Source organism: Emticicia sp. 17c (genome assembly GCF_037153985.1).
Taxonomy (GTDB): Bacteria; Bacteroidota; Bacteroidia; order Cytophagales; family Spirosomataceae; genus Emticicia.
On sequence record NZ_JBBAYI010000033.1, the window covers coordinates 1 to 6565 of the forward strand.

Annotated in this window: 12 protein-coding genes; 11 read left to right on the forward strand and 1 reads right to left on the reverse strand. The window is 40.8% G+C overall.

The genetic code is table 11. The features are described 5' to 3' along the window. Positions 1 to 10: 10 nt before the first annotated feature. Positions 11 to 277, reverse strand: a complete 267-nt coding sequence (locus WAA15_RS24200; RefSeq protein ID WP_337045438.1) for a hypothetical protein — start codon at positions 275 to 277, stop codon at positions 11 to 13. Positions 278 to 389: 112 nt separating this feature from the next. On the opposite strand from WAA15_RS24200, the gene WAA15_RS24205 reads away from it, so the two are divergent. The 11 genes from WAA15_RS24205 to WAA15_RS24255 form a co-directional block, all read left to right on the forward strand. Further along, on the forward strand, positions 390 to 836 hold the full coding sequence (locus WAA15_RS24205; protein WP_337045439.1) for a hypothetical protein: 447 nt from the start codon (positions 390 to 392) through the stop codon (positions 834 to 836). Next, positions 833 to 1351 carry a hypothetical protein gene (locus WAA15_RS24210; protein ID WP_337045440.1) on the forward strand — a complete coding sequence of 173 codons (519 nt, stop codon included), beginning with the start codon at positions 833 to 835 and terminating at the stop codon, positions 1349 to 1351. Before WAA15_RS24205 ends, WAA15_RS24210 begins: the two co-directional genes overlap by 4 nt. Next, complete coding sequence (locus tag WAA15_RS24215) at positions 1344 to 1988, forward strand: hypothetical protein (RefSeq protein WP_337045441.1); 645 nt, start codon at positions 1344 to 1346, stop codon at positions 1986 to 1988. The genes WAA15_RS24210 and WAA15_RS24215 overlap by 8 nt, the downstream gene beginning before the upstream one ends. Positions 1989 to 2022: 34 nt before the next feature. Next, on the forward strand, positions 2023 to 2715 hold the full coding sequence (locus WAA15_RS24220) for a hypothetical protein (RefSeq protein WP_337045442.1): 693 nt from the start codon (positions 2023 to 2025) through the stop codon (positions 2713 to 2715). A 65-nt stretch (positions 2716 to 2780) separates the two neighbouring features. Beyond that, positions 2781 to 2969, forward strand: a complete 189-nt coding sequence (locus WAA15_RS24225; RefSeq protein ID WP_337045443.1) for a hypothetical protein — start codon at positions 2781 to 2783, stop codon at positions 2967 to 2969. A 2-nt stretch (positions 2970 to 2971) separates the two neighbouring features. Continuing rightward, positions 2972 to 3631 (forward strand): hypothetical protein, encoded by a 660-nt coding sequence (locus WAA15_RS24230; RefSeq protein ID WP_337045444.1) that lies wholly within the window; start codon positions 2972 to 2974, stop codon positions 3629 to 3631. 131 nt (positions 3632 to 3762) lie between these two features. Next, complete coding sequence (locus WAA15_RS24235) at positions 3763 to 4215, forward strand: hypothetical protein (protein WP_337045445.1); 453 nt, start codon at positions 3763 to 3765, stop codon at positions 4213 to 4215. After that, complete coding sequence (locus WAA15_RS24240; RefSeq protein WP_337045446.1) at positions 4212 to 4742, forward strand: lysozyme; 531 nt, start codon at positions 4212 to 4214, stop codon at positions 4740 to 4742. The genes WAA15_RS24235 and WAA15_RS24240 overlap by 4 nt, the downstream gene beginning before the upstream one ends. Before the next feature lie 4 nt (positions 4743 to 4746). After that, complete coding sequence (locus WAA15_RS24245; RefSeq protein ID WP_337045447.1) at positions 4747 to 5607, forward strand: hypothetical protein; 861 nt, start codon at positions 4747 to 4749, stop codon at positions 5605 to 5607. A gap of 45 nt (positions 5608 to 5652) precedes the next feature. Further along, positions 5653 to 5928: a hypothetical protein gene (locus WAA15_RS24250; protein WP_337045448.1), complete on the forward strand. Its 276-nt coding sequence runs from the start codon at positions 5653 to 5655 to the stop codon at positions 5926 to 5928. 67 nt (positions 5929 to 5995) lie between these two features. After that, the coding region (locus tag WAA15_RS24255) for a hypothetical protein (RefSeq protein WP_337045449.1) at positions 5996 to 6565 on the forward strand (570 nt) is incomplete at its 3' end.

Below are 6565 nucleotides of genomic sequence, written 5' to 3' on the forward strand. Positions count from 1 at the left end.
AAAACCCCTATCAATTTAGCCTTAGCCCCCCACCAAACCCCCGCGTAAACCCCTCTTTTATCCCGTCTCTTATAATACGTAAATAATCAGCTTCATTTTTTGCATTTAATAAAGCAAAGATTTCGATATAGTTTTCATTAAAAAACTCACAGTATTGTTGTATCGAAACGGCGTTGCATCGGTACTTATCCTTTACCTTTTTAATCTTTCTTTGAGCCGTCACGTAAACATACCCCCGTATTTTTTGCAAGTCTTTTGGCGTAATATAGGTTTTCATCTGATGCTTAATTAACATTATTGTACATAAGTTAACACTATTTTTTGATAATACAAAGCAATCCGCTTGTTTTGTTTCATCAATTTTTACAGGTAGGTATATGAACAAAACAATGGCAATATCATTAGGTTTCGTGGGTTTAGGCTTGGTTTTCTTCGGTTTCCGCAAGAAAAATGAAATCAATACCGACTATCTGAAAACACAGACCGATGAAATGCTAAATGTGCTGGACAAGAATTTGGCTTTCTCTGATACACAGGTCAAGACCTTAGCTAAACAGATAAAAGAGCAAAACGCAGGGCAGTACAAAAAGCATATACAGGTGGGTACATGGAAAGGATTGTTAAGCCTTGAATTAGAAGGGCAATTGGAAGATAAAAACACCCTAACCTTTGGCATGATTCAACAGATTTCGGCAGACCTTGACAAAGCAATGGATACCATTATCAACGCCAAGAAAAGGGCAATTTCATCTTATTGCCAGCTCAATAACTACGAAATAACAAGCACCATTTACACCATCGAAACGAACCTAATTAAATTATCACAAGCACTATGAACAAGCGCGTATTAATTGGCACAGGTGTAGCACTATTGGCATTTTCGGTGGTTCGTAGGGGCATATCAGCCAGTAAAGCAAGACCCAAATTTTTAACGCCCCGCAATTGGAAAATACAGCGGTGGAACCTGACTTTTGATTTACCTTTTCAGATACTCAATATTGATAGTGTGGCGTATCAGATTCAAGGTTTGGGCGGTACTTTATATTATCAGTCAGGTAATGATAATTTTGAATTTGCCTCTTATTATCTCAATGAGCCAATAAACGTGCTACCTAATACAAATAACGTATACACAGTTAAGTGTACAGCTTATTTGCCCGACATCTTAAGCACCTTGCGTGTATTGCTAAAGTATATTACACAACCTTTGAAGTTCAGAGCCAAAGGGCAATTAAGAATGTTTGGCATAGGTATCAACTATGATGAAACGGTAACAGTCACATTTATAGCCGAAGTCATCAACGCAATCAAAAATGCACTATCCATTTTTAAACCTCAGAGCAATGAATAACTATTTAGCATTTAACGGTACAACTGTTTTTAGAGGGAATGCAAGCAATATTGGTTTTGCCTATACGGGTGTATCATCGCCAATGCCTTCTTTGTCTCCCTTAAATTATGCCTTATTCAATTATGGCACAAACACGATTTCTTACCCAAGAATCAATTATGAAGTAGGGAATTTTGGGGCTAATTCATACCTGATGCGATTTAAAAAGGGCAGTTTTGATAGTGGCAACATTAGCCTTACTAATTCGAGCCAGCTTAAAGGGCTTTTAGGTAACATTGGTACACAGCTAAAAATAAGTGGTGTATTGGAATTGTTCGGGGATACCGTAGAAGAAGAAGCCTCAAAAAAGAATAAAAAGAGTGTCGAAGAAATTATTAACCTGATTTTAAACTATGGTTCCAAAGCCATTTCAATAGCCATTAGCTTAGGGCTAATCAAGAACAAAAATCAGTCATATACAGACAACGACGGTTGGGGCGATGCTACCGACGGCACAGATTCAGGCTTGCCGGATGGTCTCGAAAAGAAAGAAGTATCCGGTGGCAATACTGGGGGAACAATTTTTGGTTTCAAGACCGAAAACGTTTTACTAGTGGCTGGAGGGGTGTTAGTAGCCTTTGCAATCTTCAAAAAGTAAGCATAACAATTTTCAACTTAAATACATTTTTTTCATGGCAACAAAAATTCGTTTTCTCGGAAACATCGGGGAACACAACCCGAAGCAAAATAACATCATGGTGGGTATGATTCAGGATGCCACCGTACCAAGCCTAAACGGCCGTCTGATAGCCTTTGCCGTACGCTCAAACGTTACAACCGGAAGCACAGGGCTAGGACTAGATTTAGCCATACAGCCGCAAAAGTTCATCAGCGATGCCGTTTTAATCAATAAAACCTCCACGTTTCCGCAAAGCCTGATAGGCGACCTTCTAACCTTCGAGCAATTCCAATCGCTTGGTATCACTTCGGAGGCACCCAACTACGACGGCACCCGTATTGCGTTGAGTGCGTTTGTGAATGATATTTCAGCCTTAAAATTCGGTTATCAGGCCGTAGGTCTTGGCGAAATCAGGGGCGGCGGTGTAACCGCTACCGAGATGGAAGAATTGTTGGATTATGACATTAACGACGATGGCGTTATTGGAGCCATCAACAATCTAAAAAATAAACTGGATAAAGGCAATAACACCCCACCACCAGCCGGATATCTTGACGGCCTTAAAGATACTTTGAACGGCATACACCCGCAAGCATGGAACGTCGTTAAATGGGGTGCTATTGGAGTCGGGGCAAATATCGCTACAAAACTTGTAGTCGGGAAACCGCTCGTGGGCAAAGGCGGCTTGGTCGTAAACACAAAGTAGGCTTATCACCTACTTTGTATCTCACACATTTTTTACTCATTTAATTACCTTTAAATCATACAATCATGGCATTATTTGATTTCGGCGGCACCAAGAAACGCCGTTCTAAGAAACTAAAAGCACCCAAAAAGAACGCAAGCGTGAAGCAACTTGAAAGCTACGCAAAGAAGATGGGCGAAAGAATCGAAAAAGACCAGAAGCGTAAAAAGTTACTGGGCTTTGTCGAAAAGGCTAAGAACTACCAATTCAGCTAACAATGAAGCAGAACGTAATGGATTGGATTATCCGCAACAAGTTTATGTTTTGGAAGATTGAAAACTCCAAAGGCAAATTAGTTGCGGATAATTCACCTAACAAAGAGGCATCCGTAAAGGATGAAAACGGCACCCGTTTAAGCACCGAATTAGACGCTTTAGAGCGTTTGGGTATTGCCGAAAGATATTCGGTTTATGCGATGCAGAAAAACGGTCAAGACTGGCAAATGCACCCTTTTATGACTTATGCCCCCGCCGCTAACAACACGGCATCAGGCGGTAGCTTTCCAGTGGAAATGGCTATGATGCTGGGCCGGATGCAAGCCGAACAGGCAAGCCAGCAAGTTATTTGGCAGCTACAAAGGGAAAAGGAAGAAAGGGAACGCAAGGAACAGGAAGCAGGCAGCGGAATAGGCGACTTAGCAAAAATGTTGAAGCCATTAGCCCCCGCGCTTATTAGCTCGGTAGCACCGATGGCAATTAAAGGCATTTTCGACTTGGCAGATAAAAGCCCACAGATTCGCGCTTTTTTAGAGAAAGTAACCGCTAATCCAGCCGTACAGGAAGGAATTATGCAAATGCTTACTAATTATTTTACCAACCAAGCACAGGCACAAGCAAATGGAAACACAGGAACAGATATTGAAAAATTTGATGACTGAATTAGTGGGTGAAGAAAAGACGAAAGAAGTCTTTCAAATCCTGATTAACAAAATCAAAACTAATCCCAAAGGCATCAAACCGAAATTAGAGAATTTCAAGTTTTACGCTAATCTTTTATAACACTTTTATTATGAGTGACATATATAATGTATCGCAGGTTATGGATAAAACTCTTATTGCCAATTCGGCGGTTGGAGTAAAACGGGTTGCCAGCGATGCCGCAAGCGTAGTTTTTACCATTAAAAAAGGGCAACCCGTAGGCGTGGTAGAGGGCTATTTATTACCAAGTGAAACCCGAAAAACCTTGTATTGGATGTTCTTAGACACAAACAATAGGGCTTATTATGCCGAACACAAACAAGGGCTTTTTTCTCTTGATGCTTTAAACCGACAAGGCGCGGTAAAAATCGAAGATGAAGTAAAACAAAAGAAAAAAGACGAAAACCCTTTGGATATTGGAGGAGGTATTACAAGCGGCATAACCAATGTTTTTAGTGGCACAAAAGACATTCTAACACTTGGAGTGATAGCGGTTGGAATTTGGGCGGGTGCATCAATTGTAAAATCTTTTTCTAAACAATGAAAACATCACAAGAAGGGATAAACTTTTTAAAAGCCCGTGAAGGCTATCGCCCTAAAGCAAAAACCGATGGTGCAAAATACACTATTGGTTATGGTAACACCATGTGGGAAGATGGCAGTCCGGTGCGTGAAGGTCAAACAATTACCGAAGCAAGGGCGGAACAATTGTTTAGAAACATCTTAGCCGATTTTGAAAAGGATGTTACGGCTCTAGTAAGTGCAAAACTGACACAAAGCCAGTTCGACGCTTTAGTTTCGTATGCCTATAACCGTGGTTCTTACAAGTTCGCAAATACGACCTTACTTAAAATGGTTAATGCAAACCCAAACGACCCGAATATTAGAAAGCAGTTTGAAATTGAATGGGGTACAAATACTACTTATAAAAATGGTCTAATCAAGCGACGGAGGTTAGAAGCCGAACTATATTTTTCTAATAGTTCGGGTGGTACCTTAGCACAACCTCAAAACCTGTTATTGTTAGGGGTTGGGGCTGTTTTAGTTGGAGTTTTAATTTCAAAAAAATAAAATCATGAAGAAAAATCCTATTTTGGGTATCGGCTTACTGGCTGGGGGTGGGCTGTTACTATCACAAATGATAAAACCCCCAGCCGATGACACAGACACAAGCACAAGCAACGCGCTTGGCTTTGTGGGTTCAGAAGAACTTAGCCTTGAAGAAACCATCAAGAAAGTAATTAAAGGTGATAGAGACCTGCAAAGACTACTTAAAGGAGACATAGGCACTCCAGGCGCAAAAGGTGACACAGGCGCAACAGGGCCAGCGGGTGCCGCGGGTGCAACCTTGCAAAACTTTGGTAGTAGTTTACTCGTAAACGGAGCGGGTGAACTTGGTACGAACTCAAACTGGGGCGGAACTGGCACCATACTGGGCGATGAATACGAAGGGCGCGATAGTGTTATTTTGACTTATGACACATCAAAGCACATTTACAACACTACCGTGTTTGATATTGACCCCCGCCGGATATACAAGGTAACAGGCTTTGCCAAAACCACAGCAAATGCGTTCACGTTCTATATGATGCGTTTAAACAAGAATAATGAAAACCTGATACAAGGCGGTTCTAATTTTGTGTATCCTATGTTTTCGCCGAATTTCAACAATGTAACTTTTGAAGAAAAAACGGTTTACTTTGGTGGTATAGGCAGCACTAACACAAGTTTCGGATTAAGTGCCGCCAAGAGTAAATTATCAGTTTACACCACAGGCGCGGCAGTTGTGACGGTGAATAAATTACGGCTAAACTTAGTCCCATTGTCTGAACCTGTACCGTACAATTTGCCCTACTTACCCAAAAATCAAGTCGTATACGACCCTACCACCTACGCACTAGGTATGTACAACGGTACGGCAGTAGTTTGGACATAACGGCGGTTTAAATCAATAGTTCAACTTAAATAAAGTCTTTCAATCATGAATATTTACATCACAACAGGTGTAAGCCCGTTTATCTTAAGTGTTGAAGATAAAGCCATATTACAGGAAGGGCAAACGGAGTGGCAAACAAGCCAAACAAGCCCCTTAGTAACAGGGCAGCACCTTACTTGCACGCAAGCGGTTTTTAATGCAATTAAAGACGTTGTAGGAACAATGCAAGCCCCCGCGCTAATTGCTAATGCCAGCGCAACACCCTACGCGAATAGACTCAACTGTTATGTTGAAAACGGGTCGTTGAAGGTGTTAGCATAGTAAAAAAAATTAACAAATGTTCAACTAAAAGCCCTATCCACGGGCTTTTTTATTACTAAACAACTTTATGACACATTTTTCTAAACTACTGCCTTACCAGCAAAAAGAGGTCTTAAACGGCTTGTTGTTCGATGGCTTAAGCTACGAGCAGATAAATGAAAAGTACGGAATCAGCCCGCAAGAACTAGCCGACCACATAGAAGAAAAAGCGGTTAAGCCTTATAATCTTCTTTACAAAGAACAACACGAAAACCAAGATGCTATCCACAAAAAAACAGTGTTTGGATGGATTCGCTGGGCTTTGGCTATAAGTGCTGTTTGTTTTCTTGGGGTGGTATTAGTACAGTCTTTTCTGGGCGGTTTTGAATCTCAAATTGTAACCGATTCAATCGCTTATGTTACCCAACCTCTTGCAAAGGTTATGAATTTGGGCATAGCTGTTTCGTTTATCGTACTTGCCTTGTACTTGTTTTTTCCGATTCTAGCAACCTTCATCAATGAAAAGGTAAATACTACATCTTTAAAAGAAACATTTTTGACGGCTTCGTCTGAGGCAAAATTAAGTTTCCTTAAAGGTATCGTTTTAGCTTTATGTATATTGGTTGGCTTGGTCTTTTCAGCCAAAGCACAAACAAGT

Bases quoted from the DNA above. Each gene is read 5' to 3' on its own strand.
- WAA15_RS24205 (WP_337045439.1), top strand. From the start codon at position 390: ATGGCAATATCATTAGGTTTCGTGGGTTTAGGCTTGGTTTTCTTCGGT.
- WAA15_RS24210 (WP_337045440.1), top strand. From the start codon at position 833: ATGAACAAGCGCGTATTAATTGGCACAGGTGTAGCACTATTGGCATTT.
- WAA15_RS24215 (WP_337045441.1), top strand. From the start codon at position 1,344: ATGAATAACTATTTAGCATTTAACGGTACAACTGTTTTTAGAGGGAAT.
- WAA15_RS24235 (WP_337045445.1), top strand. From the start codon at position 3,763: ATGAGTGACATATATAATGTATCGCAGGTTATGGATAAAACTCTTATT.
- WAA15_RS24250 (WP_337045448.1), top strand. From the start codon at position 5,653: ATGAATATTTACATCACAACAGGTGTAAGCCCGTTTATCTTAAGTGTT.
- WAA15_RS24240 (WP_337045446.1), top strand. From the start codon at position 4,212: ATGAAAACATCACAAGAAGGGATAAACTTTTTAAAAGCCCGTGAAGGC.
- WAA15_RS24230 (WP_337045444.1), top strand. From the start codon at position 2,972: ATGAAGCAGAACGTAATGGATTGGATTATCCGCAACAAGTTTATGTTT.
- WAA15_RS24200 (WP_337045438.1), bottom strand. From the start codon at position 277: ATGAAAACCTATATTACGCCAAAAGACTTGCAAAAAATACGGGGGTAT.
- WAA15_RS24245 (WP_337045447.1), top strand. From the start codon at position 4,747: ATGAAGAAAAATCCTATTTTGGGTATCGGCTTACTGGCTGGGGGTGGG.
- WAA15_RS24220 (WP_337045442.1), top strand. From the start codon at position 2,023: ATGGCAACAAAAATTCGTTTTCTCGGAAACATCGGGGAACACAACCCG.
- WAA15_RS24225 (WP_337045443.1), top strand. From the start codon at position 2,781: ATGGCATTATTTGATTTCGGCGGCACCAAGAAACGCCGTTCTAAGAAA.